Origin of the sequence: Cupriavidus sp. L7L, assembly GCF_004353535.1 — a bacterium.
GTDB classification, from domain to species: domain Bacteria; phylum Pseudomonadota; class Gammaproteobacteria; order Burkholderiales; family Burkholderiaceae; genus Cupriavidus; species Cupriavidus oxalaticus_A.
The window spans coordinates 55,687-73,313 of record NZ_SMNY01000040.1 but is presented as its reverse complement, the minus strand read 5'-3'; the positions used below and the strand labels follow the sequence as shown (position 1 = coordinate 73,313).

Below are 17,627 nucleotides of genomic sequence, written 5' to 3'. Positions count from 1 at the left end.
GAGACACACATGGCACTACTGGAAGTCTCCGGGCTGAGCACCAGCTTTGCATTGGGCAGCGGCCGCAAGGCATTGAAGGCCGTCGACGATGTCTCGTTCACGCTGGAGCCGGGCGAGATCCTCGGCATCGTCGGCGAGTCCGGTTCGGGCAAGTCGGTGACGGCGTTCTCGCTGATGAACCTGCTGGACCCGCCCGGGCGCGTCAGTGGCGGTTCGGTCCGCTTCAAGGGGCAGGAGTTGCTGTCGTGCTCGCCCCGCCAGTGGCAGGCCCTGCGCGGCGATCGCATCGCGATGGTGTTCCAGGATCCGATGATGTCGCTGAACCCGGTGATGCGCGTCGGCGACCAGCTGGTCGAGACCGTGCGGGTGCACCACCGCCGCACCCGCGCGCAGGCGCATGCGCAGGCAGTCGATGCGCTGGCGCGCGTGGGCATCCCGGCGCCGCAGGAGCGCATGCGTGCCTATCCGCACGAGCTCTCCGGCGGCATGCGGCAGCGCGTGGCGATCGCCAATGCGCTGATCAACCGGCCCGACCTGATCATTGCCGACGAGCCCACCACGGCGCTGGACGTCACCATCCAGGCGCAGATCCTGTACGAGATGAAGCAGCTGGTGCGCGAGACCGGCGCCGCCGCGATCTGGATCAGCCATGACCTGGCCGTGGTCAAAGACCTTGTCGATCGTGTCTGCGTGATGTACGCCGGCAGGGTGGTGGAGCAGGGGCCGGTGGCCGAGCTGATCGCGCGGCCGCTGCACCCGTACACGCGCGGGCTGCTCGACTCTTTGCCGACGCCTCAAATGCGCGGCGCCACGCTGCGCGCGATTCCCGGGGCCGCCCCGGCATTGGCGGCGCTGCCGCCGGGATGCGCCTTCGCGCCGCGCTGCCCGCGCGTGCGCGAGGCCTGCAGCCAGCCGCCCGCGGCAACCCCGGTGCGCGGCCGCACGCTTCGCTGTTTCTATCCATTGGAGTCGGCATGACCGTGCTGCTTGAAACCCGTCAGCTGCAGAAACGCTTTTCAATGAGGCCCGGCCTGCTGGGCCGCATGGCCGGCAAACCGGTGCAGGCGGTGCATGCCGTCAACGAGGTCTCGTTGCAGGTGCGCAAGGGCGAGGTGCTGGGCGTGGTCGGCGAGTCCGGGTGCGGCAAGTCCACGCTGGGCCGCATGCTCGCCGGGCTGCTGCCGCAGAGCGGCGGCGAGATCGCGTGGGAAGGGCGGCCCGCGGATGTCGCATCGGCCGGCTATCGCCGCGCGGTGCAGATGGTGTTCCAGAATCCCTATGCCTCGCTCAATCCCAGGCTGCGCATCGGCCGGGCCATTACCGAGGGCGCGGTCTACCACCGCATGGTCAGCCGCGCGCGGGCTGCCGAGCTGGCTGGCGAGCTGCTGCAGCAGGTCGGCCTCGACCCCAGCTACGCCGAGCGCTATCCGCACGAGTTCTCCGGCGGCCAGCGCCAGCGCGTGGCGATTGCCCGCGCGCTGGCACTGCGCCCGCGACTGCTGATCTGCGATGAAGCCGTGTCCGCGCTCGATGTCTCGGTGCAGGCGCAGATCATCAACCTGTTCATGCAGCTGCGGCGCGAGCATGGGCTGACCTACGTCTTTATCAGCCACAACCTGGCGGTGGTGGAGCACATGTCCGACCGGGTCGCGATCATGTACCTGGGCCGTGTGGTCGAGAGCGGCGATGCCCGCTCGGTGTTCGCCGCGCCCAACCATCCCTATACCCGCGCGCTGCTGGCCGATGCGCCGCGGCTGGGCGGCGGCACCGCCAGCCACCAGCCGATCCGCGGCGAGTTGCCCAGCCCGCTGGCGCCGCCGGCCGGTTGCGCCTTCCATCCGCGCTGCCCGCATGCCAGCGCACGCTGCGCCGCCGACGTGCCGCTGCTGCGCGATATCGGCGGTCGCCTGTCCGCCTGCCACCTGAATGACTAGCTAGCCGCCGCGCGCGGCACGCCTGCCTCCCGGAGTTGCGCTGCCGTCCTGCCATGGCGGGACGGCGGGGGAGCGTTCGCGCCGCGCGCAGGAACAAGACCACGGCAGACGGGAGATCCAACGGGGGAAGTCATGCATCGCCAACCAAGGAAAGGGAGAAGAGCCATGAACCAAGCCAGACCATATCGGCGGCAAGTCCGCCATGCCTGCATTGGCAGCGCGCTGGCGCTGCTGTCGGCTGCGGCCGACGCATCGGTGACGCTGTACGGCCGCATCGATACCGACATCGAATACCAGAAGGGACCGGACGGCCCGGCCACGCAGATGGTCGACAACGCCTCGCGCTGGGGCATGCGCGGCAGCGAACAGCTTGGCGGCGGCATGAGCGCCGCGTTCGGCCTGGAGCAGGGCTTCTCCGCCGACAGCGGCATGGCCACCAACCCGCAGTTCCGCAATGCCTTTGTCGGGCTGCAGGGCGGCTTTGGCGCGTTTGCGCTGGGACGGCTGGATTCGGCGACCATCGTCGGCTCGCCGATCTATTCGCAGGTGACGCAGAACGTGGACTTTGCCATCCACGACGCCGGCGCCACTGCGATCGGCACCAGGGTGCTGAATGCGCGCAACCGCGTGTCCAATGCCCTGGGCTACATGACCCCCACCTTTGGCGGTTTTTCCGTGCGGGCGCGCGTGAACCTGGCAGGCCCCGATCCGGCCACGCCCAACATCAGCTCGCCGGTGAAGGCGGAAGACGATTTCCGCCAGTACGACATTGGCCTGAACTATGCGGCCGGCAACTTTGCCGCGGGCCTGGGCTATTCGCGCGATGCCAAGACCGGCGGGCTGGTCGCCAACGACTTCCGCGACAAGGTGCAGGCGGTGGCGTCTTATGACTTCACCGTGGTCAACGTGTATGGGCTCTACGGGCGCGACCGCTACGTCGGCACCGCCACCACGCGCACCGACGTGCCGTACTGGCTGGTCGGCTTCACCGTGCCGTACGGCGCGCACAGCGTGACCGTCAACTACATGGTGCGCGCGGTGCAGCGCGACCCCCAGGGCCGGCTGATAAAGGTCCAGGCCGCCTATGGCTACCGCCTGAGCAAGCGCACCATGCCTTATGTCTTCTTCGACCGCGAGGACCCGAACTCGCACAGGGCCGGTGATACCGTGACCACGGCCGGCATCGGCATCCAGCACAAATTTTGAGTATGACGCTTCCTTATACGCTGATCGAACCGGCTGGCGCGGCGTTGCCGCTGGTGGTCGATTCCCCGCACAGCGGGCAGGCCCGAGCCGGCGGCTTGCCGTCCTCGCTGCCGCTGGCCGCTCCGCCCGAAGCCCTGCTGACGGGCTGGGATGCCTATGTCGACGAGTTGTTCGCGCATGCGCCGGCGGTGGGCGGCACGCTGCTGTGCGCGGATTTTCCGCGCTGGCTGGTGGACGTGAACCGCGCCCGCGACGATATCGACCCGGCGCTGGTCGACGGTGCCATGCCGTTCGCGCTGCGGCCCAGCGACAAGGCCTGCCGCGGCATGGGCGTGCTGCGCCGGCTGGCGCTGCCGGGCGTACCGGTCTACGGCGCGCCGCTGACGCCTGCCATGGCCGAGCAACTGCTGAAGGCCTACTACGATCCCTACCATGCCGCGCTTGCCCGCGCGATGGCGGGGCACCATGCGCGCTTCGGCGCGGTGTGGCATCTCGACTGCCATTCGATGAAGTCGCGCGGCAATGCCATGAACGTGGACCACGGCTCCGAGCGGCCGGACTTCGTCCTCAGCAACCGCGACGGCACGACTTGCCCTGAGGCGTTTGTCGAACTGGTGGGGCAATGCCTGCGCGGCTTTGGCTACCAGGTCGGCATCAACTGGCCGTACAAGGGCGCGGAACTGGTGACGGCGTACTCGGACCCGGCGCGCGGGCGCTACAGCCTGCAGATCGAGATCAACCGCGCGCTGTACCTGGACGAGGCGCGCTTCGTGCCGCATGACGGGTTTGCCCGGCTGCGCGGCCATCTCGACCAGCTGCTCGAGCGCGTTGCGGACCATATCCGCGCGGAGCTGGCGCGCGGCGCGTAAGTGAGCGCGTGAGCGTGCTCAGAGTACCTTGCCCGGGTTCATCAGCCCCAGCGGGTCGAGCGCGCCCTTGATCGCGCGCATCAGCGCCAGCTCGACCTCGCTCTTGTAGTGCTGCAGTTCTTCGCGCTTGAGCTGGCCCACGCCATGCTCGGCGGAGATCGAGCCGCAGTGCGAGCGCACGCTGTCGTGCACGATGCGGTTGACCTGGTCCTGGTTGGCCAGGAAGGCGTCATGGTCGACGCCTTCCGGCGGCGATACGTTGTAGTGCAGGTTGCCATCGCCAAGGTGGCCGAAGGTCACCATGCGCGCGCCGGGGAAGGCGTTCTGCACCAGCGCGTCGGTGGTCTCGATGAAGTCCGCCACGCGCGAGACCGGCACGGCGATATCGTGCTTGATGTTCTTGCCGTCCTCGACCTGCGCCAGCGGGATATGCTCGCGCAGGTTCCAGAAATCGCGCGACTGCTGCACCGACTCGGCCACCACGGCGTCAAGCACCACGCCGGCGTCGAAGGCGGCGTTCATCAGCGTTTCGAAGATGCCGCGCGCGTGGGCTTCGCCCTCGCTGTCGGACAGCTCCATCAGCACCAGCTGCGGGTGGATGTCGGCGAACGGGTAGCGCAGCTGGGGGTAGTGCTGCGTCACCAGCGCCATGCAGCGCGCCGACATCAGCTCGAAGCCGGTCAGCATCGCACCCGCATGCGACTGCGCGATCGCCAGCAGCGCCAGCGCGGCGCGCGGGCTCTGCACCGCGGCCAGCGCGGTGACCGAGGCGCGCGGCAGCGGGAACAGCTTCATCACGGCGGCGGTGATGATGCCGAGCGTGCCTTCGGCGCCGATATACAGGTCGCGCAGGTCATAGCCGGTGTTGTCCTTGCGCAGGCCGCGCAGGCCATGCCAGGTGTCGCCCGTCGGCGTCACCACCTCCAGCCCCAGGCACAGCTCGCGCGTATTGCCATAGCGCAGCACTGCGGTGCCGCCGGCATTGGTTGACAGGTTGCCGCCAATGGTGCAGCTGCCCTCGGCCGCCAGGCTCAGCGGAAACAGCCGGCCGTGCTCGCGCGCCACGTCCTGCAGGTGCTGCAGCACCACGCCGGCTTCGACGGTGATGGTGTTGTTGAGCGGATCGACCTGGCGGATGCGGTTGAGCCGTTGCAGCGACAGCACCACCGCATCGCGCCCGGCCGCCGGCGTGGCGCCGCCGCACAGGCCGGTATTGCCGCCCTGCGGCACCACCGCGACCTTGTGCGCATGGCAGGCATGGACCGCGGCCGCGACTTCCTCGGTGGTGCCGGGGCGCAGCACGGCCAGCGCCTCGCCGCTGTAGCGCTTGCGCCAGTCGGTCAGGTAGGGGGCCTTGTCGGCGGCCTGGGTCAGCACGTGCTGCGGGCCCAGCGCGGCGCGACACAGGGCGAGTAAGGAATCTTGGGACGAGGTCATGGGCGGGAAATCGATCCGTGGGGAGCGCCGGCTCAGCGCTTTTGCGGCGCTGCCTTGGCGGCCGCTCGGGCGCGGCGCTTGTACGGCCGCAGGTACAGGATGGTGCTGGTGAAGAACACCAGCGTCAGTGCCACCTCCACCCAGGCCAGCGTCGCGGAGAAGCCGCGGTCGCTGGTGGCGCGCACGATGCCCTCGGTGAAGAACAGCAGGATCAGCATCGACGACCACTGCATGGTGTAGCGGTTGCGCGTCAGCACGCCGCGCAGCGGCAGCAGCAGCGGCACGAACTTGATGATCAGCCAGGAGCCGCCCGGACGCAGCGGCGCCAGGAACCATTCCCAGGCAATGCACAGCACCATCAGCGCCACCAGGCTGCCGGCGCTGATCCGGTGCAGCCAGGGGCTGTGCAGCGCGTTGTCGCTGTCGGCGGGCCGGTTCATGCCTGCGCTCCGGCCAGGCACAGCGCCGTTTGCGCCAGGCGCCGGCCCATGGCCATCGCCAGCGCCGCTTCGTCGTCGGTGATGGGGCCGCGGTTGTCGACGTAGGCATGGTGGCTGGGGCCGTACGGCGTGCCGCCCGACGTGGTCGTCATCAGGCCCTTCTCGGAATAGGGCAGGCCCATGATCAGCATGCCGTGGTGCAGCAGCGGCAGCATCATCGACAGCAGCGTGGTCTCCTGGCCGCCGTGCAGGCTGCCGGTGGCGGTGAACACGCAGGCGGGCTTGCCGGTCAGCGCGCCCGACAGCCACTGGGCCACGGTGCCGTCCAGGAAGTATTTGACCGGCGCGGCCATGTTGCCAAAGCGCGTGGGGCTGCCCAGCGCGAGGCCCGCGCACTCTTCCAGGTCGCGCAGCTCGGCATAGGGCGGGCCGTCGGCGGGGATGTCGGGGGCGGTGGCCTCGCACACGGTCGAGACCGGCGGCACCGTGCGCAGGCGCGCCTGGGCGCCGGGGACGCTGTCGATGCCGTGGGCAATCAGTTCGGCGAGTTTGCGGGTGCTGCCGTGGCGGCTGTAATACAGGACGAGGATGTCGGTCATGGAGCGGGATGGCCGGCGCTGCCGGAAGGAGGCGGCGGGTGCCGCAGGCAATGCGCGTATTATAGATGTGCCCCCGCGCGCGCTCCCCGGCGAAGCGCCGCTTCCGCATCCCGGCAGATGCCCGTCCGCCCGCCGGCGCTGCCAACGTTCAAATCGATCCATCCATCCACGAGGAGATTGCTGCCGCATGCTTGGTACCCGCGTTGCCCGTCTGCGCAGGGAATGGAACCTGCAGAAGGTCCGCGCACTGGCGCGCTATGTCGTGCGCCGCGCCGGCGAAGACCGGCTGCCGCAGGTGTCCGCGAGCCTGACCTTTACCACCGTGCTGGCCGTGGTGCCGGTGCTGACGGTGGCGTTCGCGCTGCTGGCCGCGTTCCCGGTATTCCGCGACTTCCGCAATGCCATCGAGGCGTTCCTGTTCCAGAACCTGATTCCCGGCAACGTCAGCGAATCGATCTCGCGCTACATCGGCCAGTTCGCCAAGAGCGCACGCGGGTTGACGGCGCTGGGCCTGGGCGGGCTGATGGTGACGTCGGTGCTCACCATGCTGACGGTGGAGGACGCGCTCAATGCGATCTGGCGCGTCAAGCAGCGCCGCCCGCTGGCGCAGCGGGTGCTGGTGTTCTGGGCGGTGCTGACCTTCGGGCCGGTACTGATCGGCGCGAGCCTGTCGATCAGTTCTTACCTGATCTCGATCTCGGCGGGCTACGTCGGCACCATGCCGGTGGGGATCGGCCTGCTGGTCAGCGCGACGCCGGTGGTGCTGTCGGCGCTGGCCTTTGCCTTCCTGTACACCGCGGTGCCCAATGCCTATGTGGAGTGGCGCGATGCCATCGTCGCCGGCGTAGTGGCGGCGATCGCGTTCGAGTTCGCCAAGCGCGGCTTCGGCTATTTCGTCACGCATATCCCGGCCTATACGGCGGTCTACGGCACCTTCGCGGCGCTGCCGATCTTCCTGCTGTGGATCTACCTGAGCTGGCTGGTGACGCTGCTGGGCGCCACCATCGCTGCCAACATGCCGGTGATCCGGCAGGGCTACTGGCGCCGCCGCACCTTTGCCGGCAGCGAGTTCTTCGATGCACTGGGCGTGCTGCTGCTGCTCTACCGCGCCCGCGACGAGGTGCCGCGCAGCGTGGGCGAACTGGACCTGGGACGCAAGCTGCGCGTTGAAGCGGATTACCTGGCGGGGCTGCTCGGCAAGCTCAGGGCCATGCACCTGGTCGGGCGGCTGCAGCAGGAGGGCGGGCAGGCGCACTGGGCCTTGCTGTGCGATCCGTCGCAGGTGACGCTGCGCATGCTGCACGACCGGCTGGTGCTGAACCTGCCGCGGTTGCCGCGCACCGCGCTGGCGCAGCAGCTGCGTGGCGCCGAGTCGCTGCGGTCGCTGCTGGACAATCCGCAGCTGGACCAGACGCTGGAGGCGGTTTTCCGCCAGCAGCCGGCCGACTTGCCGCCTGCGGCGGAAGATGGGGCGCCGCAACGGCGCACGCTGGAGGTGGTGCCGCCGGGCTGGCACGGGCAAGTGTGAGCCCTGGGCGGCGGCCGCGTCAGAAAGGAATCTTGCCACGCCAGATTTCGGCGTACATGACCCAGTCGCCCATCAGGCTGTAGAGCGGATGGCGGAAGGTTGCGGGCCGGTTTTTCTCGAAGCCGAAATGACCGGCCCAGGCGAAGGCGTAGCCGGCGACCACGGCGCCCAGCAGCCACCACGCATTGCCGGTCACTACCAGCGCCACGAGGCACAGCAGCGCCACGGTCGAGCCGACAAAATGCAGGCGCCGGCAGGTACGGTCCTGGTGCTCGCTCAGGTAGTAGGGGTAGAAGGCCGCGAAGTTCTCGAACTCGCGCCTGTGGGCGTGGGCCATGGCTGTCTCCGGCAGGTCTTATGTTGTGCAGTGTAGACCTTCCACGCCCCCATGCCCCTGAAGGGAGGATGGCCGCCGGCATGGCCGGCCATCCGGCGCAGCTGTCAGCCCGCCGCGACCACCTTGCGCGCAAAGGCCGCCAGCGCGTCCAGCACTTCGTCCGGGCGCTCGCCCATCAGCGCATGGCCGCACGGCACCGATACCAGGCTGGCCTTCGCCATCTTGCCGGCCAGCGCCTGCGCCGCCTTGGGCGAGGTCATCATGTCCTTGCTGCCGGTGATGAACAGCGCCGGGCAGGCTACCGCGGCGGCGGCTTCCTCGCCGTGCGCATAGGCATTGCACGCGGAGAAGTCGTTGTGGAACACATGCGCCTGCGGGTTGTTGCGCGATACGCGCTCCATCAGCCGCTGGCTGCCGCCGTGCATCCAGGCGCCGGGGCCCGGCGATGAGGGCTTGTTGGCCAGGCTCGAATGCGACCACGCGTTGACCATGGCGATGGCCTCGCTCTCACGGTTCAGCGAGGCATCGAGCAGCGCATCGGAAACCTTCATCGGATAGGCCGTGGCGAGCAAGGCGATGCCGCGCACCGCCTGCGGATGCCGCGCCGCGCATTCGAGCGCGATCAGCGAACCCATGCTGTGGCCGAACACGAAGGCCGGCGCCTTGACGCCGGCGGCGGCCACCAGCGCCATCACCCAGTCGGCCATGGCCTCGACGGTGGCCAGCGGCGTGCCCTGGCTGCGGTTGTGGCCGGGCAGGTCCACCGCCAGCACCGAGAAGCCGTGGTTGGCGAACCAGCGCGTCTGCAGCGCCCACACGCTGTGGTCGTTCTGCGCGCCGTGGACAAACACCGCGCAGGGCAGGGCGGGATCGAAGGGTTTGCCGCCGGTATAGGCGTAGGCCGGCTGGCCTGCAACGTTCAGTTCCATCAGGCCTGCCCTCCCTTGCTCATGGTCTTCTCGGCGGCCTTCAGGCCGCGCTTGAGGTCGTCGATCAGGTCGTCCGGGTCTTCCAGGCCGATCGACAGGCGGATCGTGCCCTCGGCGATGCCGGCCGACTGCAGCGCCGCCGCGTCCATGCGGAAGTGCGTGGTCGACGCCGGGTGGATCACCAGCGAGCGCGCATCGCCCACGTTGGCCAGGTGCGAGAACAGCGACAGGCTTTCGATAAAGCGCTGGCCCGCCAGGCGGTTGCCCTTCAGGTTGAAGCTGAACACCGCGCCGCAGCCGCGCGGCAGCAGGCGCTTGGCCAGTTCGTAGTCGGGGTGCGATTCCAGCTCGGGGTAGGACACCGACTCCACCATCGGGTTCGAGGCCAGAAATTGCACCACCTTACGGGTGTTGTCGACATGGCGGCTCATGCGCAGCGGCAGCGTCTCCACGCCCTGCAGCAGCTGCCACGCGGCCATCGGGTTCATGCAGGCGCCGAAGTCGCGCAGGCCTTCGCGGCGCGCGCGCAGCAGGAAGGGCGCCACCGTGCTTTCCTCGGTGAACACCATGTTGTGGAAGCCTTCATAGGGCTCGGACAGCTCGGGGAAGCGGCCCGATTTTTCGAAGTCGAAGGTGCCGCCCTCGACCAGCACGCCGCCGATGGTGGTGCCATGGCCGCCCAGGAACTTGGTCGCCGAGTGGTAGAGCAGGCCCGCGCCGAGATCGAACGGGCGCAACAGGTAGGGCGTGGTGAAGGTCGAATCGACCAGCAGCGGGATGCCGTGGTCCTGGCCGAGCTGCGCCAGCGTGGTGATGTCGAGCACGTCCAAGCCCGGGTTGCCCAGCGTCTCGCCGAACAGCAGCTTGGTATTGGGGCGGATCGCGGCGCGCCAGGCGTCGATGTCGCGCGCCTTGACGAAGGTGGTCTCGATGCCGAAGCGGCGCAGCGTGTAGTGCAGCAGGTTGTGCGAGCCGCCGTACAGCGCCGACGACGCCACCACGTGCGAGCCGGCCCCCATCAGCGTGGCCACGGCCAGGTGCAGCGCGGCCTGGCCGGAGGCGGTGGCGATCGCGCCGGCGCCGTTCTCCAGCGCCGCGATGCGCTCTTCGAGCACGGCCACGGTCGGGTTGGAGATGCGCGAATAGACGTGGCCCGCCCGCTCCATGTTGAACAGCGACGCCGCGTGCTCGCTGTCGCGGAACACGAACGAGGTGGTCAGGTGGATGGGGGTGGCGCGCGCCCCGGTGGCGGGGTCTGGCGCGGCGCCGGCGTGCAGCGCCAGCGTATCGAAGCGGGTTCCGGACATGGTCGGTCGGGTGTAGTTATCTCCGGCCAGCATCGTAGCATCGTGCGCACGCCCACGCTGGCAGATCACCCGCAAACCGGCCTCCTGCTTTACTTTGCCGGCTGGTTTGGGCTAGGATCGGACGCACGGGCATCTCTGCCCGCACATCCCGGACAGATAACGAAGTGACCGGCATCGCCCCCGCGATGTGGCCGGCGCAAATCAGCACAGCTCAGTACAAGGCAGCGGAGACCAACATGAAAGTCAGCGACATCCTGCAGATCAAGGGCAATACGCTCTACACCGTGACGCCTGACACCTCCTTGCTGCTCGCAGTCAACACCATGGCCGAGCGCGACATCGGCTCCCTGGTGGTGATGGAATACGGCGACCTGGTCGGCATGCTGACCTTCCGCGAAATCATCGAGACTCTGGCCCGCAACGGCGGCACCCTTGGCACCAGCAGCATCCGCAAGGTGATGGACGATGCGCCGCTGACCTGCACCATGGAAACCGATGTGAACGAAGTCCGCCGGATGATGCTTGAGCGTCACACCCGCTACCTGCCGGTGCTCGACAACCGCACGCTGATGGGCGTGATTTCCTTCTATGACGTCGCCAAGGCGGTGGTCGAGGACCAGAGCTTCGAGAACAAGATGCTCAAGGCCTATATCCGCGACTGGCCTGAAGAGCGGGCCTGAACGCCCGGCTGCGCCCGCCCTGCCGGCGGCGGGGCAGCCTGTCCCGTAGTCCCCTTCGGAAAATTGTTGCGACTGGCGCCGCGCGGCCGCGTGGCGGTGGCATGATGGCGGCCGGTTTCCGGCTCCGGCAAACTTGCCGGCGTATCCATTTCCGCGGCGGCCCCAGCAGGCCGACCGGTCATCCATGAGCCAACACAGCCAGTTCCGACTGCTCGGCGCGCGCCGCTTCGCCCCGTTCTTCTGGACCCAGTTCCTGGGGGCGATGAACGACAACGTCTTCAAGGTCGCCTTCACGTCGCTGGTGACCTATCACACGGCGCTGTTCGAGGGCGTGGACGCGCGCAGTGCCGCCTTCCTGATCTCGGCCATCTTTATCGCGCCGTTCCTGCTGTTCTCCGCCACCAGCGGGCAGGTCGCCGACAAGATCGAGAAGTCGCGCCTGATCCGGCTGGTCAAGTCGCTGGAGATCGCCATCATGGTGCTGGGGCTGGCCGGCTTTGCCTGGCATAGCGCGCCGCTACTCTACGCCGGCACGTTCCTGATGGGGCTGCATTCGACGCTGTTCGGGCCGGTCAAGTTTGCCTACCTGCCGCAGCACCTGGATGAAAGCGAGCTGGTCGGCGGCAACGGGCTGGTCGAGATGGGCACCTTCGTCGCGATCCTGATCGGCACGCTGGTCGGCGGCGAGCTGGCGGGGTTGCAGCAGGGCGGCACGGTGGTGGGGCCGCTGTATGTCGGCGCCGTGTGCGTGGCGATCGCCGTGGCCGGGCGCGTGATGTCGGGCCGGATCCCGGTGTCGCCGGCGCCCCAGCCTGAACTGCGCGTCAACTGGAACCCGTTTTCCGAGACCTGGCGCAACCTGGTGCTGGCGCACGGCAATCGCACGGTATTCCAGAGCCTGCTCGGGATCTCGTGGCTGTGGTTCCTCGGCGCGACCTTCCTGACCTCCTTCTTCAGCTATGCCAAGGATGTGCTGGGCGGCGACCAGAACGTGGTCACGCTGCTGCTGGCGGTGTTCTCGCTGGGCATCGGCACCGGTTCGCTGCTGTGCGAGCGGCTGTCCGGGCGCCATGTCGAGGTCGGGCTGGTGCCGTTCGGCTCGATCGGCATGACGGTGTTTGCCGTCGACCTGTACTTTGCCAGCCAGGGGCAGCCGCCGGCCGCGCTGACCGGCATCGGCGGCTTCCTGGCCGAGGCGCGCCACTGGCGCGTGCTGGCCGACCTGTTCCTGCTGGCGATGTTCGGCGGCTTCTACAGCGTGCCGCTGTACGCGCTGATCCAGAGCCGCAGCGCGCCCACGCACCGCGCGCGCATCATTGCCGCCAATAACATCCTGAACAGCTTCTTCATGATCGCGGCCTCGCTGCTGGGCGTGGCGATGGCGAAGGCCGGCTACAGCATCCCGCAGCTGTACCTGGTGGTAGGGCTGCTCAACGCGGTGGTGGCGGTCTACATCTATTCGCTGGTGCCGGAATTCCTGCTGCGCTTTATCGCCTGGATCCTGGTGCATACGCTGTACCGGCTGCGCCGCGTGAACGCCGAGCGCATTCCCGCCGATGGGCCCGCAGTGCTGGTCTGCAACCATGTCAGCTTCGCCGATGCGGTGGTGCTGATGGCATGCAGCCCGCGTCCCGTGCGCTTCGTGATGGACTACCGCATCTTCAGCGTGCCGCTGCTGTCGTGGTTCTTCCGCCAGGCCCGCGCGATCCCGATCGCGCCCGCGCACGAACACCCGGACATGCTCAGGCGCGCGTATGACAGCGTGGCGCAGGCGCTGGAGGAGGGCGACCTGGTCTGCATCTTCCCGGAGGGCAAGATCACCGCCAACGGCGAGATCAATCCGTTCCGCCAGGGCGTGCAGCAGATCATCCGCCGCACGCCGGTGCCGGTGGTGCCGATGGCGCTGCGCGGGCTGTGGGGCAGCTTTTTCTCGCGCAAGGATGCGCCGGCGATGTCGCGGCCGTTCCGCCGCGGCATCCTGAACCGGCTGGAACTGGTGGTGGGCGAGCCGGTGCCGCCGGAAGCGGCCACGCCCGAGGGGCTGCAGCAGATGGTGCAGGCCCTGCGCGGCGACTGGCGCTGAACGCAGGTTCTCCCACGCGGACCCGGACCCACGATGATCACGCTCTATACCTTCGGCCCGGCCTTCGGGCTGCCTGACGCCAGCCCGTTTGTCACCAAGGCCGAAATGCTGCTCAAGCTTGCCGGCCTGCCATACCACGCCCGCCCCGGCAGCCTGCGGCGCGCGCCCAAGGGCAAGCTGCCGTATCTCGATGACATGGGCCGGATCGTGGCGGATTCGACCTTGATCCGCTGGCATATCGAGAAGACTTACCACATCGATTTCGACGCCGGCCTGAGCCCGGCCGAGCGCGGTATCGCCTGGGCCACCGAGAAGCTGATGGAAGACCACCTGTACTGGGCGGTGGCACGGGTGCGCTGGCTCGACCAGGCCAATTTCGAGCGCGGCCCGGCGCAGTTCTTCCGCGGCGTGCCGGCACCGGTGCGCGGGCTGGCCGAGCGGCTGGTGCGCTACAAGGTCAGGAAGACGCTGTGGGGGCAGGGGCTGGGCCGGCACAGCGAGGAAGAACTGGTGGCGCTCGCCAGCAAGGGCGTGACCTCGATCGCCGATATCCTGGGCGACAAGCGCTACCTGATGGGCGACAAGCCATGCGGCGCCGACGCCACGCTGTTCGCCTTTGCCGGCAGCCTGCTGTGCCCCACGTTCGACACGCCGATCCGCACCGCGGCGGAAGGGCATGCCAACCTGGTCGCCTACATGGACCGGATGCGGGCGGAGTTCTACCCGGACTTTGCACCGGAAACCGCGGCGGCCTGAGCCCGCCGGGCCGCCAGCGGGCGGGCAATGGCCTTACAATGGAGGCCGTCCCCAATTCCTGTGCGGTTTCCATCATGTCCGGCAACACCCTTGGCCTGCTCTTCACTGTCACCACCTTCGGCGAATCGCACGGCCCCGCCATCGGCGCGGTGGTGGATGGCTGCCCGCCGGGCATGGCGCTGAGCGAGGCCGATATCCAGGGCGACCTGGACCGCCGCAAGCCCGGCACCTCGCGCCACGTCACCCAGCGCAAGGAACCCGACCAGGTCGAGATCCTGTCCGGCGTGTTCGAGGGCAAGACCACCGGCACCCCGATCTGCCTGCTGATCCGCAATACCGACCAGCGCAGCAAGGACTACGGCAATATCGTCGAGACCTTCCGCCCGGGCCACGCCGACTACACCTACTGGCAGAAGTACGGCATCCGCGACTATCGCGGCGGCGGCCGGTCGTCCGCACGCCTGACCGCGCCGGTGGTGGCCGCGGCGGCGGTGGCCAAGAAGTGGTTGCGCGAGCATTACGGCACCGAGATCCGGGGCTACATGTCACAGCTGGGCGAGATCGCGGTGCCGTTCGCCGACTGGTCGCACGTGCCCGAGAACCCGTTCTTCGCGCCCAACGCCGACATCATCCCTGAGCTGGAAACCTATATGGACGCGCTGCGCCGCGACGGCGATTCGGTCGGCGCGCGCATCGAGGTGGTGGCCAGCAACGTGCCGGTCGGGCTGGGCGAGCCGTTGTTCGACCGCCTCGACGCCGACATCGCGCACGCGATGATGGGTATCAACGCGGTCAAGGGCGTTGAGATCGGCGCCGGTTTCGACAGCGTGTCGCAGCGCGGCAGCGTGCATGGCGACGAGCTGACCGCCGAGGGCTTCCGCACCAACAATGCCGGCGGCGTGCTCGGCGGCATTTCCACCGGCCAGGACGTCACCGTGTCGCTGGCGATCAAGCCGACGTCCTCGATCCGCACGCCGCGCGAGTCGATCGACAAGGCCGGCAACGCTGCCACGGTCGAGACCTTCGGGCGCCACGACCCGTGCGTCGGCATCCGCGCCACGCCGATCGCCGAGGCCATGCTGGCGCTGGTGCTGATGGACCACGCGCTGCGCCACCGCGCGCAGTGCGGCGACGTCAGGACCGACACGCCGCATATTCCGGCGCAGGCCGGCCAGACGCGCTGATCGCGCTGAGTTGGCCACCCTCCGTGGGGCTGGTGGCGCGACGGGCGCCGCTCGCCCGGACTATGCCCGCTTCGGGCTCTTCTACCTCGGCTACTACGGCTACGTCGGCGTCATCTCGCCGTATGTGAGCCTGTATTTCGCCGATCGCGGTTTCAATCCGGTGCAGATCGGCGTGCTGATGGCCAGCTTCCAGGTCAGCCGCATTGTCGGGCCCTACCTGTGGGGCTGGCTGTCCGACGTGATGCACACGCGCGTGCGGATCCTGCGCGTGAGTGCGTTCTCCTCGCTGCTGGCGTTCCTGATGCTGCCCGGCGTGGGCAGCTACGGCGGCATGATGGCGATGATGCTGACGCTGAGCCTGCTCACCAGTGCGATGTCGCCGCTGGGCGATGCCCTCACCATCTCCACGCTGCGCCGCCATGGCGCCTTCGATCATAGCTACGGCCGCATCCGCATGTTCGGCTCGGTCGGCTTTATCGGCGCGGTGCTGGCCGGCGGGGCGCTGTTCGAGGCGGTTGGCATGCGTGCGTTCCCGTGGGTGGCCAGCGGCCTGCTGGCGATCCTGGCAGGCGTGGTGCTGACCATGCGCGATGCCGCCGACGAAGGGCCGCGCATGCCCGCGCCGCGCGCGCTGCCGCTGCTGCGCCGGCCTGACGTGGCGTGGTTCCTGGCGTCGGCCTTCCTGATGATGTTCGCGCATGCCGCGCTATACGTGTTCTATTCGCTGTGGCTGGAGAAGCTTGGCTACAGCAAGTTCGCCATTGGCGTGATGTGGACCATCGGCGTGGTCGCGGAGATCGTCTTCTTCTACTACCAGGGCCTGTTGTTCGCGCGCTTCGCGCTGCGCACCATCCTGGCTGGCACCTTTGTGCTGGCGGCGGTCCGCTTCGGCCTGACCGGCTACTTCGCGCAGTTTGCCTGGCTGATGGCGCTGGTGCAGGTGTTGCACGCGGCCACCTTCGCCGCGCACCACAGCGCCAGCCTGAAGCGGCTGCAGGCATGGTTCGCCGGCCCGTTGCAGGGGCGCGGGCAGGCGCTATACACGGGCATTTCCTACGGCGTCGGCGGCACGCTCGGCGGGCTGGTGATGGGCTGGACCTGGAATGCGCTGGCGCCCGAACACACCTTCGGGCTGGCCGCCGTGGCCGCGGCGGCCGGCGCCTTCTGCGCGGCGATGAGCTTCCGCGCGGAAGGTGCGGCAGGCGGCGATGCGACTCAGGCCAGCGCGGCGCAGACGCGCTCGGCGATCGCCAGCGACGAGGTCAGCCCCGGCGACTCGATGCCGAACAGGTGAACCAGCCCCGGCACGCCGTGCACGGCGGGGCCGTCGATGCGGAAGTCGGCCGCCAGCTCGTGCGGGCCGCTGATCTTGGGGCGGATGCCGGCATAGCCCGGCTGCAGCGCGCCGTCGGCCAGTCCCGGCCAGTAGCGGCGCACCTCGTCATAGAAACTGTCGGCATCGGCCGGGTCTACGCTGTACTCGATATCGTCGATCCAGCGCACGTTGGGGCCGAAGCGCGCCTGGCCGCCGAGATCCAGCGTCAGGTGCACGCCCAGGCCGGCGGCCTCGGGCACCGGATAGATCAGCCGTGAGAACGGCGCGCGTCCGGCCAGCGTGAAATAGCAGCCCTTGGCGTAGTACTGCGGCGGGATATAGGCTTCGGGCATGCCGTCGAGGCGGCGCGCCAGTTCCGGCGCGGTCAGGCCGGCCGAGTTCACCACCGTGCGCGCCAGCAGCGTGGTGGCGCCCCCATCTTCGCTGCCCACTTCCAGCCGAATCCCGTCCGCCGTGATCGCGCCGGCCAGCACCGGCGACTGCACCGCCAGCACCGCACCGGCGTTCTCGGCATCGCCCAGCAGCGCGGTCATCAGGCCGTGACTGTCGACGATGCCGGTGGAGGGCGACAGCAGCGCGGCATGGCATTGCAGCTGCGGCTCCAGCGCCTGCGCTTCGTCGCGCGAGAGCAGCCGCAGGTCGTCGACGCCGTTGGCCGCCGCCTTGGCGCGGATGCCGTCGAGCGTCGCCACCTGCGCCGCGCTGGTGGCGACGATCAGCTTGCCGCAGCGCTGGTGCGCCACGTGGTGCGTGGCGCAGTAGTCGTACAGCATGGCCTTGCCGCGCACGCACAGCTCTGCCTTCAGCGAACCGGCGGGATAGTAGATGCCGGCGTGGATGACTTCGCTGTTGCGCGCGCTGGTGATGGTGCCGAAGGCGTTTTCCGCTTCCAGGATGATCACCTCGCGGCCCTGCAGCGCGAGGGCGCGCGCGGCTGCCAGTCCTACGACACCGGCGCCGATGACGACGCAGTCCACCTTTTCCATGCTCGTTTCCTTGTTG

Annotated in this window: 17 protein-coding genes; 10 read left to right on the top strand and 7 right to left on the bottom strand. The window is 68.7% G+C overall.

What is annotated here, in order from left to right; genetic code table 11:
- Nucleotides 1-9: 9 nt before the first annotated feature.
- From E1J61_RS29705 to E1J61_RS29690, 4 genes are all read left to right on the top strand, one after another.
- Nucleotides 10-978, top strand: a complete 969-nt coding sequence (locus E1J61_RS29705; protein ID WP_133097476.1) for an ABC transporter ATP-binding protein — start codon at nucleotides 10-12, stop codon at nucleotides 976-978.
- The gene (locus tag E1J61_RS29700) at nucleotides 975-1,934 is read left to right on the top strand and encodes an ABC transporter ATP-binding protein (protein ID WP_133097475.1); all 960 of its coding nucleotides are present in this window, start codon (nucleotides 975-977) and stop codon (nucleotides 1,932-1,934) included. Before E1J61_RS29705 ends, E1J61_RS29700 begins: the two co-directional genes overlap by 4 nt.
- A gap of 165 nt (nucleotides 1,935-2,099) precedes the next feature.
- Nucleotides 2,100-3,140 carry a porin gene (locus tag E1J61_RS29695; RefSeq protein WP_133097474.1) on the top strand — a complete coding sequence of 347 codons (1,041 nt, stop codon included), beginning with the start codon at nucleotides 2,100-2,102 and terminating at the stop codon, nucleotides 3,138-3,140.
- Between the two features lie 2 nt (nucleotides 3,141-3,142).
- Nucleotides 3,143-4,009: an N-formylglutamate amidohydrolase gene (locus tag E1J61_RS29690; RefSeq protein WP_133097473.1), complete on the top strand. Its 867-nt coding sequence runs from the start codon at nucleotides 3,143-3,145 to the stop codon at nucleotides 4,007-4,009.
- 18 nt (nucleotides 4,010-4,027) lie between these two features.
- Here E1J61_RS29690 and E1J61_RS29685 read toward each other — a convergent pair whose 3' ends face one another.
- Genes E1J61_RS29685 through wrbA form a run of 3 tightly spaced genes read right to left on the bottom strand, consistent with a single transcriptional unit; the run spans nucleotide 4,028 to nucleotide 6,485 of the window.
- On the bottom strand, nucleotides 4,028-5,446 hold the full coding sequence (locus E1J61_RS29685) for an FAD-binding oxidoreductase (RefSeq protein ID WP_133097472.1): 1,419 nt from the start codon (nucleotides 5,444-5,446) through the stop codon (nucleotides 4,028-4,030).
- 32 nt (nucleotides 5,447-5,478) lie between these two features.
- Nucleotides 5,479-5,886 carry a DUF2069 domain-containing protein gene (locus E1J61_RS29680; protein WP_133097471.1) on the bottom strand — a complete coding sequence of 136 codons (408 nt, stop codon included), beginning with the start codon at nucleotides 5,884-5,886 and terminating at the stop codon, nucleotides 5,479-5,481.
- Nucleotides 5,883-6,485, bottom strand: coding sequence for an NAD(P)H:quinone oxidoreductase (gene wrbA / locus E1J61_RS29675; RefSeq protein WP_133097470.1), 603 nt, complete (start codon nucleotides 6,483-6,485; stop codon nucleotides 5,883-5,885). Before wrbA ends, E1J61_RS29680 begins: the two co-directional genes overlap by 4 nt.
- A gap of 187 nt (nucleotides 6,486-6,672) precedes the next feature.
- Here wrbA and E1J61_RS29670 point away from each other — a divergent pair, with 187 nt between their 5' ends.
- A complete protein-coding gene (locus E1J61_RS29670) occupies nucleotides 6,673-8,013 on the top strand; it encodes a YihY family inner membrane protein (RefSeq protein ID WP_133097469.1) in 1,341 nt (446 codons plus the stop codon).
- Nucleotides 8,014-8,032: 19 nt separating this feature from the next.
- Here the strand turns inward: E1J61_RS29670 and E1J61_RS29665 are convergent, their stop codons facing one another.
- The 3 genes from E1J61_RS29665 to E1J61_RS29655 all read right to left on the bottom strand — a co-directional run bounded on the left by E1J61_RS29665 (nucleotide 8,033) and on the right by E1J61_RS29655 (nucleotide 10,586).
- Nucleotides 8,033-8,350 (bottom strand): Mpo1-like protein, encoded by a 318-nt coding sequence (locus tag E1J61_RS29665; RefSeq protein WP_133097468.1) that lies wholly within the window; start codon nucleotides 8,348-8,350, stop codon nucleotides 8,033-8,035.
- A 104-nt stretch (nucleotides 8,351-8,454) separates the two neighbouring features.
- Entirely contained in the window at nucleotides 8,455-9,279 is an 825-nt protein-coding gene (locus E1J61_RS29660) for an alpha/beta fold hydrolase (RefSeq protein WP_133097467.1), read from the bottom strand.
- Complete coding sequence (locus tag E1J61_RS29655; protein ID WP_133097466.1) at nucleotides 9,279-10,586, bottom strand: O-acetylhomoserine aminocarboxypropyltransferase; 1,308 nt, start codon at nucleotides 10,584-10,586, stop codon at nucleotides 9,279-9,281. The genes E1J61_RS29660 and E1J61_RS29655 overlap by 1 nt, the downstream gene beginning before the upstream one ends.
- Nucleotides 10,587-10,822: 236 nt before the next feature.
- Between E1J61_RS29655 and E1J61_RS29650 the strand changes: the two genes are divergently transcribed.
- The 5 genes from E1J61_RS29650 to E1J61_RS29630 all read left to right on the top strand — a co-directional run bounded on the left by E1J61_RS29650 (nucleotide 10,823) and on the right by E1J61_RS29630 (nucleotide 16,583).
- Entirely contained in the window at nucleotides 10,823-11,266 is a 444-nt protein-coding gene (locus tag E1J61_RS29650) for a CBS domain-containing protein (protein ID WP_133097465.1), read from the top strand.
- Between the two features lie 184 nt (nucleotides 11,267-11,450).
- Complete coding sequence (locus tag E1J61_RS29645; protein ID WP_133097464.1) at nucleotides 11,451-13,349, top strand: MFS transporter; 1,899 nt, start codon at nucleotides 11,451-11,453, stop codon at nucleotides 13,347-13,349.
- A 33-nt stretch (nucleotides 13,350-13,382) separates the two neighbouring features.
- The gene (locus tag E1J61_RS29640; RefSeq protein WP_133097463.1) at nucleotides 13,383-14,105 is read left to right on the top strand and encodes a glutathione S-transferase C-terminal domain-containing protein; all 723 of its coding nucleotides are present in this window, start codon (nucleotides 13,383-13,385) and stop codon (nucleotides 14,103-14,105) included.
- A gap of 74 nt (nucleotides 14,106-14,179) precedes the next feature.
- Complete coding sequence (gene aroC, locus E1J61_RS29635) at nucleotides 14,180-15,289, top strand: chorismate synthase (protein ID WP_133097462.1); 1,110 nt, start codon at nucleotides 14,180-14,182, stop codon at nucleotides 15,287-15,289.
- A gap of 10 nt (nucleotides 15,290-15,299) precedes the next feature.
- Nucleotides 15,300-16,583 (top strand): MFS transporter, encoded by a 1,284-nt coding sequence (locus tag E1J61_RS29630; RefSeq protein ID WP_133097461.1) that lies wholly within the window; start codon nucleotides 15,300-15,302, stop codon nucleotides 16,581-16,583.
- On the opposite strand, the gene E1J61_RS29625 is transcribed toward E1J61_RS29630, so the two are convergent.
- The gene (locus E1J61_RS29625) at nucleotides 16,505-17,611 is read right to left on the bottom strand and encodes an NAD(P)/FAD-dependent oxidoreductase (protein ID WP_133097460.1); all 1,107 of its coding nucleotides are present in this window, start codon (nucleotides 17,609-17,611) and stop codon (nucleotides 16,505-16,507) included. The genes E1J61_RS29630 and E1J61_RS29625 overlap by 79 nt on opposite strands.
- Between the last annotated feature and the right edge of the window lie 16 nt (nucleotides 17,612-17,627).

What these genes read in the sequence shown, in the direction of transcription:
- E1J61_RS29705 (WP_133097476.1), top strand. Translation starts at nt 10, where the DNA reads ATGGCACTACTGGAAGTCTCCGGGCTGAGCACCAGCTTTGCATTGGGC.
- E1J61_RS29700 (WP_133097475.1), top strand. Translation starts at nt 975, where the DNA reads ATGACCGTGCTGCTTGAAACCCGTCAGCTGCAGAAACGCTTTTCAATG.
- E1J61_RS29695 (WP_133097474.1), top strand. Translation starts at nt 2,100, where the DNA reads ATGAACCAAGCCAGACCATATCGGCGGCAAGTCCGCCATGCCTGCATT.
- E1J61_RS29690 (WP_133097473.1), top strand. Translation starts at nt 3,143, where the DNA reads ATGACGCTTCCTTATACGCTGATCGAACCGGCTGGCGCGGCGTTGCCG.
- E1J61_RS29685 (WP_133097472.1), bottom strand. Translation starts at nt 5,446, where the DNA reads ATGACCTCGTCCCAAGATTCCTTACTCGCCCTGTGTCGCGCCGCGCTG.
- E1J61_RS29680 (WP_133097471.1), bottom strand. Translation starts at nt 5,886, where the DNA reads ATGAACCGGCCCGCCGACAGCGACAACGCGCTGCACAGCCCCTGGCTG.
- wrbA (WP_133097470.1), bottom strand. Translation starts at nt 6,485, where the DNA reads ATGACCGACATCCTCGTCCTGTATTACAGCCGCCACGGCAGCACCCGC.
- E1J61_RS29670 (WP_133097469.1), top strand. Translation starts at nt 6,673, where the DNA reads ATGCTTGGTACCCGCGTTGCCCGTCTGCGCAGGGAATGGAACCTGCAG.
- E1J61_RS29665 (WP_133097468.1), bottom strand. Translation starts at nt 8,350, where the DNA reads ATGGCCCACGCCCACAGGCGCGAGTTCGAGAACTTCGCGGCCTTCTAC.
- E1J61_RS29660 (WP_133097467.1), bottom strand. Translation starts at nt 9,279, where the DNA reads ATGGAACTGAACGTTGCAGGCCAGCCGGCCTACGCCTATACCGGCGGC.
- E1J61_RS29655 (WP_133097466.1), bottom strand. Translation starts at nt 10,586, where the DNA reads ATGTCCGGAACCCGCTTCGATACGCTGGCGCTGCACGCCGGCGCCGCG.
- E1J61_RS29650 (WP_133097465.1), top strand. Translation starts at nt 10,823, where the DNA reads ATGAAAGTCAGCGACATCCTGCAGATCAAGGGCAATACGCTCTACACC.
- E1J61_RS29645 (WP_133097464.1), top strand. Translation starts at nt 11,451, where the DNA reads ATGAGCCAACACAGCCAGTTCCGACTGCTCGGCGCGCGCCGCTTCGCC.
- E1J61_RS29640 (WP_133097463.1), top strand. Translation starts at nt 13,383, where the DNA reads ATGATCACGCTCTATACCTTCGGCCCGGCCTTCGGGCTGCCTGACGCC.
- aroC (WP_133097462.1), top strand. Translation starts at nt 14,180, where the DNA reads ATGTCCGGCAACACCCTTGGCCTGCTCTTCACTGTCACCACCTTCGGC.
- E1J61_RS29625 (WP_133097460.1), bottom strand. Translation starts at nt 17,611, where the DNA reads ATGGAAAAGGTGGACTGCGTCGTCATCGGCGCCGGTGTCGTAGGACTG.